We start from the raw sequence: 15,506 nt of genomic DNA on the forward strand, positions 1-15,506 counted from the left end.
GTAGAGTCTCTGTTGTGACAGTCACGGGCAGCAGGGGACGGCGCGAGCGGCTACGAGCCGAGACCACGGCGGAAATCAAGAAGGTGGCACTGGACTTGATGGCCTCGGGCGGGCCGAACGCCATCACCTTGCGGGCCATCGCCCGCGAGATGGGCATGACGGCCAACGCCATCTACGGCTACTTCGCGACCCGGGACGACCTGGTCACCACGCTCATCAACGACGTGTACACCGCGTTGGCCGACGCCGTGGACGCTGCCTGGGAAGCCGCTCCCGCCACGGATCCCGCCGTCCGGATCGAGGCATGGGCCAACGCCTTCCGGACCTGGGCCCTGGTGAATCCGCAGGGCTTCCGGCTCATCTACGGCGACCCCGTCCCCGGCTACCAGGCTCCCGCAGGCGGCCCGGCCCCGGATGCCGCACGCCGCGTCTGCACCGGACTCACCGCCCTCGCGGCTGCCGCATGGCCCCACGCCCAACGCCTCTACCAGGACAGCACCTTCACCTGGTCCGACTTCGACCCCGGGCTCCTCGACAAGGTACGCCCCGCCTTCCCCGACCTGCCGCCCGCGGCCGTCGCCCTCGCCTTGCGCATCTGGGGGCACCTGCACGGCCTCGTGTCACTGGAGGTCTACGGCCACCTGCGCACCCAGACCGCCAGCCCGGAGAAGCTCTTCCAGGAGGAACTCGCCCAGCTCATTCAGACGCTGGACGTTCCGCGCCGACGCTGAACGCCCGAAGCGCCAAGTGACGGACGAGATCGGCGAAGGGCGGACCGCGGATCGGGTCTTGACGGCCCGTCTGATGAATTCAGGCTCCCAATTGCCGTCCGTCGCGGCAGTGTGGGCCGGCAGCACCCCGAGTGACCGAGCTACGTTCGGTGTGGAGCGTCACCTGTTGTCACGGTGGGGTCGTTCCGAGTGCTGTGCGTCTGGATTGCTCCTGGCGCTGTGGCTCACCGTCCACGGCCGGAGCTTTTCGGGGTTGCGTACGGCCCAGATGTGCGTGATCCGGTCGCCTGCGATGTCGAACGCGTACACGGTCACGATGACGCCGTCCCGCTGGGCGACCAGGCCGGGCTGTCCGTTGACGGTGCGCTCCAGGATCGTCAGGTCGGCCAGCCTGCCGACGAGATCGACGAGGCCGCGCGCCAGCTGCTCGGCGCCTTCGACCGGGCGGCGCACGAGGGTGGCGAGGCCGCCGCCGTCGCCGGTTGCCGTGACACCCGGATCGAGGAGGCCGACGAGGGCGTCGATGTCCTTGGCTTCCCAGGCCTGCTTGAAGTTCCGGACGATGGCGGCCTGGCGGGCGGTCGGGGGCGCGGGTGTCTGCGAGGTGCGGATGCGCCGGCGGGCCGATGAGGCCAGCTGACGGCAGGCCGCCGGCGTGCGGCCGACGATGTCGGCGACTTCGGTGAAGGGGTAGCGGAAGACGTCGTGGAGGACGAAGGCGACGCGTTCGGCCGGGGTCATCGATTCGAGTACGACGAGGAAGGCCATGGTGACCGACTCGTCGAGGGTGACGCGGTCGGCGGGGTCGATCGTCGTGCCGTTCGACTGGCCACCCGACCACTCCGCGGATTCGGGCAGGGGCTCGGGAATCCAGTCGCCGACGTAGTTCTCCCGTCGGGCTCGTGCCGAGCCGAGCAGGTTGAGGCAGATGCGGCCTGCGACCCTGGTCAGCCAGGCGCCGGGGGACTCGATGGCTTGCCGCTGCTGTGGGGGCAGGGTGTACCAGCGCGCGTAGGTTTCCTGGACGGCATCCTCGGCTTCGGCGAGGGAGCCGAGGAGCCGGTAGGCGAGGTTGATCAGCTGACGCCGCTCGCTCATGATCGCGCTCAGGGTCGGGTCGGGGCGGCCGTCTCCCGGCTCGGACGGGGTGGTCATGGTGTCGCCGGCTCCCTTGCTCGCGTCTGTCCTCATCACTTCGACAAGACAGCGCCTCTCAATGTGATGTTGACGTCCCCCGCCTCACATTCCGAGTGCCTGTGTTGTCGGACTGGTGAGACACCATCCGGCACACAGGAAGGAAGACCCCGCCATGTCCACGCGAACGACGACCGATACGACGACGGAGCAGGACGGCATCCCGTCGCGTCTGCCCGACCTCACCCAGCTCTTTCCCGAGCTGGCGAAACTCTCCGGAGCCGTGCGCAACGCCGTCCGGAACGGGCCGGTTTCACAGACCACCATCGGCCTGATGCTGCTCCGCGCCGCGCAGATCGTCGGCAGCACCTACCACGCCGTCTCGTTGACCGACGACCTCCGCAGGTCAGGGGAGACCGAGAAGCGCATCACCGCCGTGGCGACATGGCAGGACGCCCCGTACTACACCGACGCCGAACGGGTCGCACTGGAGCTCGTGGAGGCCGTCCTCACCCCGAACCCGTTCGGTGAACGCGTCCGTGACGAGCTGTTCGCCAAGGCATCCGCCCTCTACGACGACGAGGCGCTCTGGACGCTCACCATGGCGATCGGCCACTTCTGCTTGTTCGTCCCGGTCGCTCTCATCGGCAAGCCGATCCCCGGCCGGCCCCCCGGGAAGAACTACAGCAAGTAACGCCACCGGGCTCGAGGGGAGGACACATGTCAACAGACCAGAAAGCCCCACCTTCGGACCGGTGACCCTGGTGCGGGGCCCCGCAGCTGGCGGTGCCACCACTGTGGTGAGGCGGGCGCTGAGCCGGCAGCACCCGTGCCGCTACGTAGTGTCGGACCCGCGGCCCCGCTGCCCGCAGCGCCTGCCCAAGCCGACGACCGGGGAGTTCCCGGCCGGATGGCGGCGAGGGACCCCAAGCCGTCGGAGGCGGAGCACTACAACCGCGAGGAGTGGGACCGCCGCGACGCCCTCAACAGCGCCGTACGTCGAGGCGCCGTCGAGGCGGCCCACACGGACCTGTACCGCTTCCGATCAGGTGTCTTCGGGATCCAGTTCGATCTAGCCTCCCTGCCTGCGTTCTTGCAGGTCAAGGGCGTCTTCCTGCTCTACGGCGAGACACGTGCCCGGGCAGCACTCCCCAGCCATTTCAGGACTCATGCTGACCACTTGCCAGCTCCTCTGCCGCTTCGCCAGGTCGGACCGGGAGGGGTGCGTCGCTGCCTCCACTCCCCTGCCGCGAAGGCGACGCCGGCCTACGCGACGCCCACCGGAGGGTCGCCGTGATCGCCGTCATTGCGACAAACAGTGGCGAGACCCCCTGTCCGATCAACACCGGTCGACGGCTCGAGGACCGGCCGTGCCACCTACGCTCGTGAGCGCTGCCGTTCATGCTGACGAGGAGGAATTGCATGACCGAGCCCGACGCGGTGATGGCCGAGATCGGCCGTGGTATCGAGCTGAGCCACAGCGGCGAACGGGAAGCGGCCCACCGCTTGTTCGCCGTTCTCTGGGACGCGATCGGCGCCACCGGCGACGCCTTCCATCGCTGCGTGCTCGCCCACTCGATGGCCGATGTCCAGGACGATCCGCGCGAGGAACTGGTCTGGGACCTGCGGGCGTTGGAGGCGGCGGACCTGATATCGGACGAGCGGGCACGGCAGGGGGGTGTCCGCGGCACGGTCGCGGTCTTCTATCCGTCCCTGCACCTCAACGTCGGGGACGTCTACCGAAGGCTCGGCGACCTCGACCGTGCCCGCGATCACGTCGCGCGCGGACGTGCCGCGGTCGGTGAACTCGGTGACGACGAGTACGGGCAGCTGATCAGGGAAGAACTGGACCGGCTCGCGCGGCGGCTGTCGACGGCCTGAGGGACGGACCCCTCGCAGAAGCACGATCGCATCCATGACGGCGCTGAAGGCCTGGCGACTACATGCGGCTCCACACCGGGAAATGAGCGGCAGAGCCCCCTGCTATGGTGCGCCGATGTCATCGATCAAGCAGTTCCAAGTCACCTTCGACTGCGCAGAACCCGCGCGCCTCGCCGGCTTCTGGTGCGAGGTGTTGGGGTACGTCGTACCGCCGGTCCCGGAGGGATTTGCCACTTGGGAGGACTACCACCGCTCGCTGCCGCCTGAGGATCAGGTCGTCTACTTCGCATGCAGTGATCCCTCGGGTGTGGGCCCGCGCCTGCTCTTCCAGCGCGTTCCCGAAGGGAAGATCGTCAAGAATCGGGTGCATCTTTGCGTGCGGGCCGGCACCGGACTCGTGGGGGAAGAGCGCCTCGCCACCCTGGAGGCCGAATGCGCACGACTGGCCGCGCTCGGTGCGGTACACGTGCGAACGCTGCTGGCCGATGGCGAGAACGAGTCGTGCATCGTGATGCAGGACATCGAGGGCAACGAGTTCTGTCTCGACTGAGCGTCCTCCGCGGCGGCGAGAGCAGGGGGAGCGAGCCGTCCCCCTTGGGCCCCTTTCAGCCGTCCGCGAGGGCGGTGGTTGGTCCGGCCGACGGCGATGACGAGTCGAGGGGGGGTCGGCGCCCCGTGGCAGGCAGCGCATCGCCCGCCGCGGTGCGCACGGCGGGCGATGATTCCGGCTCCGACAATTGCGGAGAACGGAAGCGGATCAGCTCTTCATCCGGGTGATCACCGGGCGGAGGTCCCCTTGCCGGGCGATTCCGGCGACCCAGAGGTCCCCGCTCTTGGGCACCGTGGCGAGGCCGCGTACGACCACGTCCGGGTCGGCGGCCCGCTCCCACCGGCCGTGCTGTGCGTCCCAGCGCAGAGCGACCGGGGCGGCGCCCTTGCCGCCCACCGCCCAGAGCTCCCCGTTGCCGGTCCGGCCGACGGCACGCAGCCGCCCGTCCGGGACGTCCGGGGTCTTTGCCGCCGACCACTTCGCACCGTCCCAGTGCACGGCATAGGGGCGCTCCGCGCTCCCGGAGGTGCTGCCGCCCACCGCCCAGATGTCATCGGCGGCGAAGGCGGTGATCCCCCCGAGCCAGGCGTGGCCTGCCGGCGGGCCGCCCCCGTCCACCCGCTTCCAGCTCGTGCCGTCCCAGTGCAGCAGCAGGGCGGTCTGCGGCGACTTCTCGTCCGCGGCGTAGGCCGCGCCCACGGCCCAGATGTCGTCGGGTGCCAGTGCCGTCACACCGTTCAACTCGCCCTTGCCCAGGTCGGGAAGGGCCTGCCGGTGCCAGCCCCTGCCGTCCCACGACTGGACGGCGGGCACGGAGTCCTTGATCGACCGGCCCATCGCCCGGCCCACCGTCCACGCCTGCCCATCGGTGGTCGTCGTCACGGCTTCGGGGACCACCCTGCCGTCGGGATCACGGTCCAGGGGGCGCGTGGTCCACTTCTTGCCGTCCCAGTGCGCGGTCGCGCTGCCGACCTCCCAGATGTCGTCGGCGGACCGTACGGTGAGGGCCTGCGGGAAGCTGTTCTCCGGGAGCGTGGACTCCTGGTGCCAGGACGTGCCGTCCCAGCGGAGCGCTATGGCGTCGAGTTCGGTCGCGCTCTTCAGCCGGTATCCCACAGCCCATGCCTGCCGATCGCTCAGCGCGGCTATCGCGGTCAGGTCGCCCTTCGTCACCGGCACCGGGGTCTGCTGCCATTGACCGGCGCGGGAGGCGGACGACGCCGGCCGGGGCGGTGCGGCGGTGGCGGTCGGCTGACCGCCGAGGGCGACCACGGCCAGGCTCCCGGCCGCGATGGTGGCGGCCAGCGCCGCCATCAGGGGCACCCGACCGGGCGTCGGTCCCCGGGACGACGACGTGCTCGACGGCTTCACTGACCTCGCTGACATCACATATGTCCTTTTCTGATGAGGGAGTTGGGCTTGGAAGGCGGAGCTAGGCCGTGGTCTTGAGGACGAAGTCGAAGGCGCCCGTGTAGTGGGCTTCTCCCTGGGCTTCTCCCTGGGTGGTGAGCCCGATGGTGCAGGCACGGTTCAGCAGCCGGTCAGCGGCGTTGAGGGCGGCGAAGTCCCGGCCGTACGCTTCGGTGTCGTCGGGGAAATACAGCTGGGTGACGAGCACGGGACCGCCGGGTGACTGGACCTGGGTGTGGATGTGCGGTGCCCGCTGGCCCCAACGGCCCCAGTAGTCCCGGGGGATGATCGTCCGGAGCAGGTAGCCGCCCCGGCTGTTGGTGTACTGGTGACCGCGGAGCGAGAATCCCGAGGTGTCGTAGTCACCGTTCTGGTCGCACTGCCAGAACTCGATCAGTGTCTCCGGCAGTGGTGTGCAGGACGTGTCGTAGACGACCCCGCTGAGGTCCAGTAGTACGCCGCGGGTGCCGGGGGTGCGGACATCCGACCGTTCCGGGGATCGGGGCTTGAAGAGGGGGCCCTCGATGGAGGCGGGTGTCTCGTGCCCCGAGCAGGCGGGGGTGACGGCGAGCGGGAGCCGGCGCGCTGTCGCCGGCTCGGTCGCGGAGGCCGTCGGGCCGGCCGAGGCGACCAGGGCCGTCGCCCCGATGGCGACCGATGTCACGCCCGCAGAAGTGGTCTTGATGAACGCTCGCCTTGAGCTCTTCTCGTCGCCGTAACGCATCCGTGTCTCCTTCTCGCCGGGGCCGGCGGTCCGGTCGTCCGGTCCTCGTCCAGTCGTCCGCCCGCCGTCCGGTCGTCCTCCGGTCGTCCAGTCCCGAGCCGTGTGCATCGGCTCGCTCGACCAGCCTCCGTAGCCGTGCGGTCCCGCACATGGGTCGGATGACCGGCGACTTGCGGGCGTTACGAAACCCCGGGGCCGTGCTGCGGACGGGGCTGCGCGGCGACCCACAGGGCGATCTGGGTACGGGACCGCAAGCCCAGCTTGTCCCGGATCCGGTCGAGATGGCTGGCGACGGTGCTCTTGGACAGGCCCAGGTGCGAAGCGACCTGACGGTTCGTCAGGCCAGAGGCGACCAGGTGAGCGACCGTCGACTCACGCTCGGTCAGCGGGGACTGGGACAGCTTGCCGGCGGCGCCGGAGGCGTTGCGGTGCCCGTCGCGCGTCCCCTGTAGCGCATAGCTGACCAGAGCACGCCCGCGCAGCCTCCGGCCCGCCGTCAGCGCCGCCTCCGCCCCTGAGGGGGTCAGCCGGTCCCTCGCCCGCGCGGCCGCCGCCTCCACCTGGCTCCGCCAGTGCGCCTCGGGCTCCGTATCGAGCCGCCGTCGCGCGGCCGCGGCTGCCGCGAACAGCCGGAGTGAACGCCGCATATCGCCCCGCTCGCCCGCCACGATGGCGAGCCCCTCCAGCGGATAGAGCGCATGGAAGCTCTCCCCGGACACCGTCCCACCGGATGTCGTACCCCCGGACGCCATCTCGCCGGATGCCCTGCGGAGCACCTCCGCGAACATGTCCTCAGCGGCGTCGAAGTCCCGCTGCATCAGCCGGATCGCGCCAACGGTGTGCAGCGCCGCCATCAACTGGCCCGAAGGGGCCTCCGCTCTGAGCTCGGGCAGAGACCGCGCCATCAGCTCATCGGCCTCGGCGGCCCGGCCCGTGTGCAGCATCGCCCAGGCCAGGTGATGCCGGCAGAGCGCGGTGTCCAACGGGCGGCCGAGCGTACGGACCACGCAGAGGCACTCGGCGAAGACCGCGACGGCTTCGAAGAACTCGCTCCGGCACAGCCGCGCGGCCGCCATCGCGTCCAGCGCGTTGGCCAGCCCGCCCGGACGCTCCCCCGCGCGCTCGACGGCCACCGCCTCGTCGGCGAAGGCCAGCGCGGCGGTGTGATCCGCCTGGAGACATGCCGAACGGGCGGCCAGCGCCAGTGCGACGCCCCGGTGCACGCCGTCCGAAGCCCGCTCCAGCACCGCCGTCAGCAGCGTCCGCGCCGCCGTCAACTGCTCCTGCTGGTAGTGCAGTCGGGCCAGCGCGATCGCGAGCGGGACGTAACGGTCGTCGCAGCGGCCGGAGGTGTAGGCGACGGCCGCCGCGAGGTTCTCCCGCTCACCGCTCAGTGGTCCCTCCGCGGTGTCGGCGAACACCGACCCGGCAGGCCCCGCCGCCTGGCCCGCCAGCCTGTCGAGCGCCCGGTCCCAGGTCGTATGCAGCTCTCCGCACTCGCCGAGCCGGTCCATGGCGTACGCACGGATCGCGCTGAGCTGCCGGAACCTCGCCGTGTCCGGATCGTCGTCCCGCATCCGTACGATCAGGGACTTCGCCTCCAGGGCGCAGACGACCTGCAGCACCTGTTCCGGCCGCACCCCGGGGTCCGCGCCGTCACCCCCGCCGTCCGCGCAGACCTCGGCCGCTCCCCGGGCGTCGAATCCACCTCCGAGGACGGAGAGGCGCCGGAACACCGCCCGCTCGACGGGGTCGAGTAATCGATGGCTCCAGTCGATGGCGGCGCGCAGCTCGCGGTGCCGGCCCGGCCCCGTTCTGGTGCCGTGGGTGAGCAGGGTGAGCTGGTCGTCCAGTCCCCGCAGAATGTCGCCCAACGGGAGGGAGCCGGTGCGGCCCGCGGCCAGTTCGATCGCCAACGGAAGGCCGTCCAGCCGTCGGCAGATCTCAGCGACGGTACCGACGTTGCCGGGTTCGAGCGCGAATCCGGGATCGGCCGCGCGGGCCCGATCGGCAAAGAGGCGGACCGCCTCCGAGCGCTGTAGCGCCTTCGCGTCCTCGCCCTCGCCCTCGCCGGCCGACGACAGCGACAGCACCCCCACCCGGAACACCACCTCGCCGGGCACCCGCAACGTCTCCCGGCTGGTGGCGAGAATCCGCAGGCCCGGGCAACGGGCGAGCAGGGTCGCGGCCAGCTGCGCGCACGCCTGTGCCAGATGCTCGCAGTTGTCCAGGACGATCAACAGCGTACGGGTGCCCAGCGCATGGACCAATGCCTCGACGCCCGCCCGGCCACCGCGCTCCCCCACCCCCAGGGCCGCGGCGACGGCCTGGGGCAGCTGCTCGCCCTCACGGAGCGCCTCCAGCTCGACCAGCCGGACGCGGCCGTCCCGGCCGCCGCGCACCCCCTTGGCCAACTCGACCGCCAGCCGCGTCTTGCCCACCCCGCCGGGACCGGCGAGGGTGAGCAGCCGCGAGGACTTCAGCAGCGTGCGCAGCCGTGCCAGCTCTCGTTCCCGCCCCACGAACGAGTCGAGCGCATACGGCAGTCCAGGGCCCGACACCGCAGACCCGTCCGGCGCAGGCCCGTCCGGTGCAGGCCCGTCCCGCGCGGGCCCCGCCCTGTGCTCCCGCGCCGCACGCTCCCGGAACGCGCGCTGTCGGCAGGCACCGGAGCAGTACCGGGCCGGGCGGCCGCCCGAGGGCGTACCGTTTCGCGCCCGGCCACCACGTGCGGGGAGTTCGGTACCGCACGCCTCACACGTCCGCGTCGTCGTCACATGCCGCATCCTGCCCGCGCGGCAACTCCCGCACCACCAGGTGGCCGAGTACCCATGCCCCACCGGCGGGCTCCGACATCTCGCGGAACCGGCGGCCGAAGAGGTACGCATCGCCCGGCCATCGGGCCGGACCCCGTGGGAGGGGCGCCGCTCACGCCCCTGTGTGTGACAGGTGCGCGGGTGGCTCGGCCGCCGCCCCGCGATGCTTGATGTTGACGGCCGAAGCCTTGGCCAGTACCACGGGGTTCAAGAAACGCAGCGGACTGATCAGGCGGGCCGCGAACAGATGCATGTGCCGCGCCACCGACTCATCGCGCGCTGCCGCCGCATACATCAGCCGTTCCAAGGGGTTGAACGGGCGGGCCTTGGCGTAGTCGGCGGCCAGGTACTGGTGACCGCTCAGCCGGCGCCGGTGCCGGCGTGCGTACACCGCGAGCGACCTGTCGAGGTCGCCCCGACCGGTCGCGGCCGGGGCGACCGCCTCAGCCAACCATTGCGCGGACTGCAGGGCCCACCCGCATCCCACTCCCCACAGGGGATCGCCGGTCAGGGCGGCGTCACCGATCAACGCCACGCCCGGCGCCGTCGGCCTACGGCTGTGAAGCGGGTAGTTCACCGTGCCGGTGATCTTCGTGATGCGCTCGGCGGAGTCGATGGGCGGTGCCTCGGGCAGGGCGCGGACGAACTCGAGGAAGCTGCCCTCCAGGTCTTCCCGGAAGGCCGGCAGCCGCTTCTTGTCCGGGAGTACGGCGAGGACCGTCACCCCGTCGTCGTTGGGAAACGCGTACGCCATGTCGGGCTCGAGGAACCAGGCATGGGCGATCCCGCCGTGCAGCGGGAGGTTGCGGAAGTGCGCGAGATACCCGAACCGCGCGTTCTCGTACAGCCGGGCAGGCAGCCCGGCGGACTTCGCCACTGCCGAGTCCTTGCCATCGGCGCCGACCACCAGGCGGGCCCGGATCTCGCGCTCGCCCCGCGGTGTCGACGCGCGCACCCCCATGGTTCGCCCGGCTTCCCGGACCAGCCCGGTCACCTGGTGACCGAGCAGCAGGTCGACGCCGGGGGTCTCGGCCGCATGGGACCTGATCAACGGGTCGAGGGTGCTGCGCCGAATGTTGTACCCGTACGGCAGCTCGGGGCCCGCCGATGCGGCCCTCGGCTCGATCCATCCCCAGCGGGTGTACCAGCGGGCGTGGTTGCGGACGGCTCCGGCCTTCTCGAGAGCGGGGACGAGACCGAGTTCGTCCAGCACCGGGTAGGCGCTGGCCATGAGGGAGTGGGTGCACAGCACCTTGTACGCCGCGGGGTCCGAGCGTCGTTCCAGCAGTGCGACGCGGGCACCTCGTCGAGCGAGCAGGATCGCCGCGGTGCTGCCGGCGAGACTGGCTCCGCTGATGACGACGTCGTAGTCGTATCCCGCGCTCTCAGGCCTGGTCATGCGCTGATCGCCCCCTTCGGAGTGTGGTGCCGTTCGTGGGAATGGTGCGGCGCCGCTCCTGTCAGGCGCATGACCATGCGTCAAGAGTCGCGGATCGAGTCCCACCCACCACAGATCCTGCCGTCATGTACACGCTGGAGCCAGAGCACGCACGCCTCCTGTCCCAACTGGTCAATGGCCACGGCGACTCACGCGGTACTCTGCCCGCCGACACGGGAGCGAGGAAGCCGATGACGCACGCGACGACGCCGGACGGGATCCGCATCGCCTACCAGCTCCAAGGCCAGGGAGCGCCGCTGGTCCTGCTGGCCGGCCAGGCCAACAACCACCACTGGTGGGACGCGGTCCGAGCCGACTTCCACCCCGCCCGCAGCACCCTCACCCTCGACTACCGCGGCACCGGTGCCAGCGACAAGCCCGACCGCCCCTACAGCACGGAGCTGTTCGCCCAAGACACCATCGCCGTCCTCGACGAACTCGGCATCGAGCGGGCCGACGTCTACGGCACGTCCATGGGCGGACGCGTGGCCCAGCAGCTCGCGGCCCGCCATCCGCACCGCGTGCGCGCCCTGGTCCTCGGCTGCACCTCACCCGGCAGCCCGCACGGCGTCGAACGCGGCAACGACGTACGCCAGGCTCTGGCCCACCCTGACCCCGCAGTCGCGCGACAGAACCTGCTGGAGCTGATGTACACCCCCCGCTGGCTCGCCTCGCATCCCGGCCCGCACCACACTCTCGGCGATCCCGGCATGCCCGCCCACGCCCGGCGCCACCACCTCGCGGCCAGCAACCGGCACAACGCCTGGGACCTGCTGCCGGACATCAGCGCACCCACACTGGTCGTGCACGGAAGCGACGACCTGCTCAACCCCACCGCCAACGCGATCCTGCTCGCCGACCGCATCCCCGGCGCCCGGCCGCACCTGATCCCCGAGGCCCGGCACGCCTACTTCGAGGAGTTCCGCGGCACCGCCGGCCCGCTCGTCCTGGACTTCCTCACCACCATCGCGGACAAGCGGTAGCAGACCCGCAGTCGAAGCCAGGGCTCGCTCCGTTGTCGGTCCTCGTCGCTACGGTGCCTGTCATGAGCGACATCTCTTTCTGGACGTGTCCGCCCGAGACGGCCGTCCGCAGTGCGAACTCCGACGAATACCTCATCACCCTCCTGGACCCGCCGCGGCCCGACAGCACCGACGAGTTGCCGCCGCACGACCGCTCGCGGGCACGCGCGTTCGCCGAAGCCTTCCCTACGGTCGACGCGGTGCTGGAAGAGCTTCCTGCCCTGCCTGCGTCCGAGGTTCTGCATGCGGAGACGCTCTCGGACCTGGATCTGATCACGATTGGCTGCTGGGGCGCCGTGACCCGCATATCCGATCCGGCCCTTGCCACTTACGACGCCGGCATGACTCCGGTTCTGGAGCAGGTCACGGCCCTCCACGAGCGCCACCCCAGCGCCCTGATCGTGGGCTCCGCCGCGCCCGACTTCGGCGAGACGCACACGGAGGACGTGATCTGTCTTCCCGACGGTCTGACGCTCTTCGCCTCCGGGTTCCCCGCATACGAAGACCCGTGGGACGTCGACGGGGATCCCCGGACCGTCCTGAACGCTCTCGGCATCGACCTGGCCGATCTGACCGATGAGGACCGCGAGTTCCTCTGCTTGGACGAGGAACCCCACGTCACCAACTGGGGGATGCTGGGCGGACTGGTCCTTGAACGCTGTGGCCGCAGATGGCGAACAGGGCTTGAGATGTCCGTCTTCCGCGTCCGCCACACCGAGGACCACACCGCGATGATGGAGGAGATGTGGACGTGGACGCGCTAGTGGACGCACCAGGTGGCGACGTGACGTACTGACCCGACGCGTCCCCGCGCCCGCGTAACCGTTGGTCACCGTGGGTAGTTGTCGTGGCATGCACGACGTACGCACAGTAAGGGCGCCCTCCATGCTGCGGCTCGCGACCGCCTCGCTCGCCGGGACGGCCATCGAGTTCTACGACTTCTTCGTCTACGGGACCGCTGCGGCGCTGGTCCTGGGACCGCTGTTCTTCCCCACGTTCTCATCGGTCGCCGGCACGCTGGCCGCCTTCGGAACCTTCGGCGTGGGCTTCGTCGCCCGGCCACTCGGCTCGGTGCTGTTCGGACACATCGGGGACCGGCACGGCAGACGTCCGGTTCTCATCGCGTCATTGCTCCTCACCGGCGCCTCCACGGTCGCGGTCGGCTGCGTGCCGACGTACGACACGATCGGGGTGACCGCTCCCGTACTGCTGCTCGTCCTGCGGTTCCTGCAGGGGCTCGGGCTCGGCGGGGAGTGGGGCGGGGCCGTGCTGCTGACCGCGGAGCACGCGCCCGCCGAACGGCGCGCGCTGTGGACGAGCGTTCCGCAGGTCGGGCCGTCACTGGGGTTCGTGCTCGCCAACGGCGTGATGCTGGCGCTGTCGGCGACGCTGTCCGACGCGCAGTTCGCGTCCTGGGGGTGGCGCGTGCCCTTCTGGGCGGCCGGGCTGCTGGCCGTGGCGGGGCTGTGGCTGCGGTCGTCGGTCACCGAGAGTCCGCGTTTCCGCGAAATCGAGGACCATGTGCGCTTGCCGCTCGCCAAGGTCGTGCGCGACCACTGGCGGCTCGTCCTGCTGACCGCCGGCGCGCTCGCGGTGGGTTACGCGATCTTCTACGCCGTGACGACCTGGTCTCTCGCCTATGCGACGGAACGACTGGGCGTGAGCCGGACCGCCATGCTGACCTGCATCATGGCCGCGGTGGTGGTGAAGGGTTCCTTGACACCGCTGGCGGCGCTGCTGGGTGACCGCTTCGGCCGGCGGCCGCTGTGCCTGGTGGGATGCGCGGCCTCCGCCCTGTGGATGTTCCCGATGGTCGCGCTGCTCGCCACGGGGGCGCCGCTGTTGATGTTCCTCGGCTTCCTGGGGTCGATGCTGTCGTTCATCACGATGTTCGCCGTGATCGCCGCGTATCTGCCGGAGCTGTACGAGCCGCGGGTGCGCTGCACGGGGGCCGCGGTCGGCTACAACCTCGGTGGGGTCCTCGGCGGGGCGCTGACGCCGATCGCGGCGACGGCGCTCGCCGAGCGGGGCGGCCCGGTGCCCTGGGGCGTCGCCGCGTATCTGACGGGGATCGCGCTGCTCAGTCTGGGCTGCTTCGCACTGCTGCCGGAGACGCGCCCGGTGCGTGCGCTGACGCCGGAGCCCGCAACGGGGTGACCGATCAGGCGTGTTCCCTCAGGCGGGACCCGCCGGACCGGCCCTGGACCCGGCCTTCGGCCCGGGGACGTCTTCGGAGAAACCCTGTGAGAGTCGGGACCGGTTCCACGCGTAGCTGCCTCACGGGGCGGCCTTCGGGTAGACGAGGTACATCGGTGGACACAGACCTGCTCTCAAGGAGGCTCCCTATGGCCGTTGCCAAATACAGCACCCTGGTACTGGACGCTGCTGAACCTGAGGAGCTCGCCGAGTTCTACGCCCGTTTCCTCGGAGGTACTTCGCGCATCGGCAGCCATCCGGACTACATCGAAATCGTCGAGGCCGCGGGCGTCCGCATCGTCGTTCGACGGGACCACGGCGCCGCGCCGCCGAGCTGGCCTCGACCGGAGACCTCACAGCAGGCACACCTCCACTTCCTGGTCTCCGAGGACACCATGGACCAGGCGGAGCGCGAGGCGATCGAACTCGGGGCACGTCCCCTGCAGACGCGGGACAACGGCGGCCGGTTCGATATCCGGCGCTATGCGGACCCCGCCGGACACCCCTTCGTGCTGGCTGCCCGCGAGGGACACGGAATCACATGAGCGAGGTGACGAGGTCGCGCGAGCCGGCCGCGGGCGCCGAGGTGCCTTGGAAATTCCCCGCTCGCGCATACGTACGACGTTCGCGGGGCACCCGCTCTTTCATCGACCCGAAACGGCCTGACAGCCGTTCGACGGAACCGACTTCGGCAGATGGCCTCTATGAGGCACGACAGGCGGGATCATGACGACCGAGGAAAGCACCGTGGAAAGGGTGGAAGCGGGCGCGGCGGGTGCGGAAAGGCTCGCGCCGACCGAAACGGAAGCGGTGAACGGCCGGCTGGACCGGATCGCCGCCCCCGCGGCAATGCGCCTCGCCGCGGGGCAGCTCGCTGAAATGCTCAACTGCCCACCCGGCTCGGTGTCCGCGCTGAAGGCCGCCGGTACCGGCTGGCTGGCGGACGTGGAAGTGGTGGAACTCGAAAGGGTGCCGGACACCGCGAGTGTGATGGCGTCCTACCGCGTCCGCCTCGACGAGCAGGGCTATCTCATGGAATACGAGCGCACGCGCCGCTACGGGCGGGGCCAGGTCGACCGTTAGGGCCACAGCCCCGCAGCGCGAATTCCCCCAAGTGCATGGCCCGCTCCAGTCAACTGGAAGGGACATACAAGACCGTGACTGCCATTCAGCAACAGACCCAGGCACCACCGGTCGGCGGCATCGGCTCGGGCACTCTCTACGACGTCCTGGAGCTCATTCTCGACCGCGGGCTGGTCATCGATGCCTTTGTGCGGGTCTCACTCGTCGGCATCGAAATACTCAAGATCGACATACGCGTCGTGGTCGCGAGCGTGGACACCTATCTGCGTTTCGCGGAGGCGTGCAACCGGCTGGATCTCGAATCCGGCCGCAAGGCACCGGAACAGCTCACCGATCTCGTCGGCGAGGCGACCGAGAGCGGCGCCAAGGGAAAGTCGAAGGGCGCGCTGGCGGGCGCCGTCGAGGCGGTCGGCGAATCCCTCCGCAAGGGCCACGGCGAATCCGAGGAAACCGCGAAGCGCCCGTCGCCCAAGGCATCGTCGACCGCCGACCGCCGCAGCGCACGCCGGGAGGGGTGAGCC

The 15,506-nt window shown here is 70.4% G+C and carries 15 protein-coding genes; 10 read left to right on the forward strand and 5 right to left on the reverse strand.

What is annotated here, in order from left to right; translation table 11 throughout:
* Positions 1-14 precede the first annotated feature (14 nt).
* The gene (locus AC0680_RS11965; RefSeq protein ID WP_478627199.1) at positions 15-731 is read left to right on the forward strand and encodes a TetR/AcrR family transcriptional regulator; all 717 of its coding nucleotides are present in this window, start codon (positions 15-17) and stop codon (positions 729-731) included.
* Positions 732-890: 159 nt separating this feature from the next.
* Here the strand turns inward: AC0680_RS11965 and sigJ are convergent, their stop codons facing one another.
* Complete coding sequence (sigJ, locus tag AC0680_RS11970) at positions 891-1,886, reverse strand: RNA polymerase sigma factor SigJ (protein ID WP_478627201.1); 996 nt, start codon at positions 1,884-1,886, stop codon at positions 891-893.
* Between the two features lie 154 nt (positions 1,887-2,040).
* Here sigJ and AC0680_RS11975 point away from each other — a divergent pair, with 154 nt between their 5' ends.
* The 3 genes from AC0680_RS11975 (at position 2,041) to AC0680_RS11985 (ending at position 4,296) form a co-directional block, all read left to right on the forward strand.
* Positions 2,041-2,559, forward strand: a complete 519-nt coding sequence (locus tag AC0680_RS11975) for a carboxymuconolactone decarboxylase family protein (RefSeq protein WP_478627204.1) — start codon at positions 2,041-2,043, stop codon at positions 2,557-2,559.
* Between the two features lie 728 nt (positions 2,560-3,287).
* On the forward strand, positions 3,288-3,746 hold the full coding sequence (locus AC0680_RS11980) for a hypothetical protein (RefSeq protein ID WP_478627206.1): 459 nt from the start codon (positions 3,288-3,290) through the stop codon (positions 3,744-3,746).
* Between the two features lie 115 nt (positions 3,747-3,861).
* Positions 3,862-4,296, forward strand: a complete 435-nt coding sequence (locus tag AC0680_RS11985; RefSeq protein ID WP_478627208.1) for a VOC family protein — start codon at positions 3,862-3,864, stop codon at positions 4,294-4,296.
* A 207-nt stretch (positions 4,297-4,503) separates the two neighbouring features.
* On the opposite strand, the gene AC0680_RS11990 is transcribed toward AC0680_RS11985, so the two are convergent.
* The 4 genes from AC0680_RS11990 to AC0680_RS12005 form a co-directional block, all read right to left on the reverse strand.
* On the reverse strand, positions 4,504-5,610 hold the full coding sequence (locus AC0680_RS11990; protein ID WP_478627657.1) for a hypothetical protein: 1,107 nt from the start codon (positions 5,608-5,610) through the stop codon (positions 4,504-4,506).
* Positions 5,611-5,728: 118 nt separating this feature from the next.
* On the reverse strand, positions 5,729-6,430 hold the full coding sequence (locus AC0680_RS11995; RefSeq protein ID WP_478627210.1) for a dioxygenase family protein: 702 nt from the start codon (positions 6,428-6,430) through the stop codon (positions 5,729-5,731).
* Positions 6,431-6,609: 179 nt separating this feature from the next.
* Positions 6,610-8,991 (reverse strand): ATP-binding protein, encoded by a 2,382-nt coding sequence (locus AC0680_RS12000; RefSeq protein ID WP_478627212.1) that lies wholly within the window; start codon positions 8,989-8,991, stop codon positions 6,610-6,612.
* Positions 8,992-9,358: 367 nt separating this feature from the next.
* The gene (locus AC0680_RS12005; protein ID WP_478627215.1) at positions 9,359-10,645 is read right to left on the reverse strand and encodes an NAD(P)/FAD-dependent oxidoreductase; all 1,287 of its coding nucleotides are present in this window, start codon (positions 10,643-10,645) and stop codon (positions 9,359-9,361) included.
* Between the two features lie 230 nt (positions 10,646-10,875).
* Between AC0680_RS12005 and AC0680_RS12010 the strand changes: the two genes are divergently transcribed.
* From AC0680_RS12010 to AC0680_RS12035, 6 genes are all read left to right on the forward strand, one after another.
* On the forward strand, positions 10,876-11,667 hold the full coding sequence (locus AC0680_RS12010) for an alpha/beta fold hydrolase (RefSeq protein ID WP_478627216.1): 792 nt from the start codon (positions 10,876-10,878) through the stop codon (positions 11,665-11,667).
* A gap of 62 nt (positions 11,668-11,729) precedes the next feature.
* Positions 11,730-12,470: a DUF6333 family protein gene (locus tag AC0680_RS12015; protein ID WP_478627218.1), complete on the forward strand. Its 741-nt coding sequence runs from the start codon at positions 11,730-11,732 to the stop codon at positions 12,468-12,470.
* Positions 12,471-12,591: 121 nt separating this feature from the next.
* Complete coding sequence (locus AC0680_RS12020; protein ID WP_478627220.1) at positions 12,592-13,863, forward strand: MFS transporter; 1,272 nt, start codon at positions 12,592-12,594, stop codon at positions 13,861-13,863.
* A 188-nt stretch (positions 13,864-14,051) separates the two neighbouring features.
* The gene (locus AC0680_RS12025) at positions 14,052-14,447 is read left to right on the forward strand and encodes a VOC family protein (protein WP_478627223.1); all 396 of its coding nucleotides are present in this window, start codon (positions 14,052-14,054) and stop codon (positions 14,445-14,447) included.
* Positions 14,448-14,628: 181 nt separating this feature from the next.
* Entirely contained in the window at positions 14,629-14,985 is a 357-nt protein-coding gene (locus AC0680_RS12030; protein WP_478627226.1) for a gas vesicle protein GvpO, read from the forward strand.
* A gap of 74 nt (positions 14,986-15,059) precedes the next feature.
* Positions 15,060-15,503: a gas vesicle structural protein GvpA gene (locus AC0680_RS12035; RefSeq protein ID WP_478627659.1), complete on the forward strand. Its 444-nt coding sequence runs from the start codon at positions 15,060-15,062 to the stop codon at positions 15,501-15,503.
* The last annotated feature ends 3 nt before the right edge of the window (positions 15,504-15,506 follow it).

This window comes from Streptomyces sp. NPDC043738, assembly GCF_056436545.1.

Coding starts and splice junctions, on each gene's coding strand:
- AC0680_RS11985 (WP_478627208.1), top strand. CDS start 3,862: ATGTCATCGATCAAGCAGTTCCAAGTCACCTTCGACTGCGCAGAACCC.
- AC0680_RS12010 (WP_478627216.1), top strand. CDS start 10,876: ATGACGCACGCGACGACGCCGGACGGGATCCGCATCGCCTACCAGCTC.
- AC0680_RS11975 (WP_478627204.1), top strand. CDS start 2,041: ATGTCCACGCGAACGACGACCGATACGACGACGGAGCAGGACGGCATC.
- AC0680_RS11980 (WP_478627206.1), top strand. CDS start 3,288: ATGACCGAGCCCGACGCGGTGATGGCCGAGATCGGCCGTGGTATCGAG.
- AC0680_RS12020 (WP_478627220.1), top strand. CDS start 12,592: ATGCTGCGGCTCGCGACCGCCTCGCTCGCCGGGACGGCCATCGAGTTC.
- sigJ (WP_478627201.1), bottom strand. CDS start 1,886: ATGACCACCCCGTCCGAGCCGGGAGACGGCCGCCCCGACCCGACCCTG.
- AC0680_RS12015 (WP_478627218.1), top strand. CDS start 11,730: ATGAGCGACATCTCTTTCTGGACGTGTCCGCCCGAGACGGCCGTCCGC.
- AC0680_RS12025 (WP_478627223.1), top strand. CDS start 14,052: ATGGCCGTTGCCAAATACAGCACCCTGGTACTGGACGCTGCTGAACCT.
- AC0680_RS12005 (WP_478627215.1), bottom strand. CDS start 10,645: ATGACCAGGCCTGAGAGCGCGGGATACGACTACGACGTCGTCATCAGC.
- AC0680_RS11990 (WP_478627657.1), bottom strand. CDS start 5,610: ATGGCGGCGCTGGCCGCCACCATCGCGGCCGGGAGCCTGGCCGTGGTC.
- AC0680_RS11995 (WP_478627210.1), bottom strand. CDS start 6,430: ATGCGTTACGGCGACGAGAAGAGCTCAAGGCGAGCGTTCATCAAGACC.
- AC0680_RS12030 (WP_478627226.1), top strand. CDS start 14,629: ATGACGACCGAGGAAAGCACCGTGGAAAGGGTGGAAGCGGGCGCGGCG.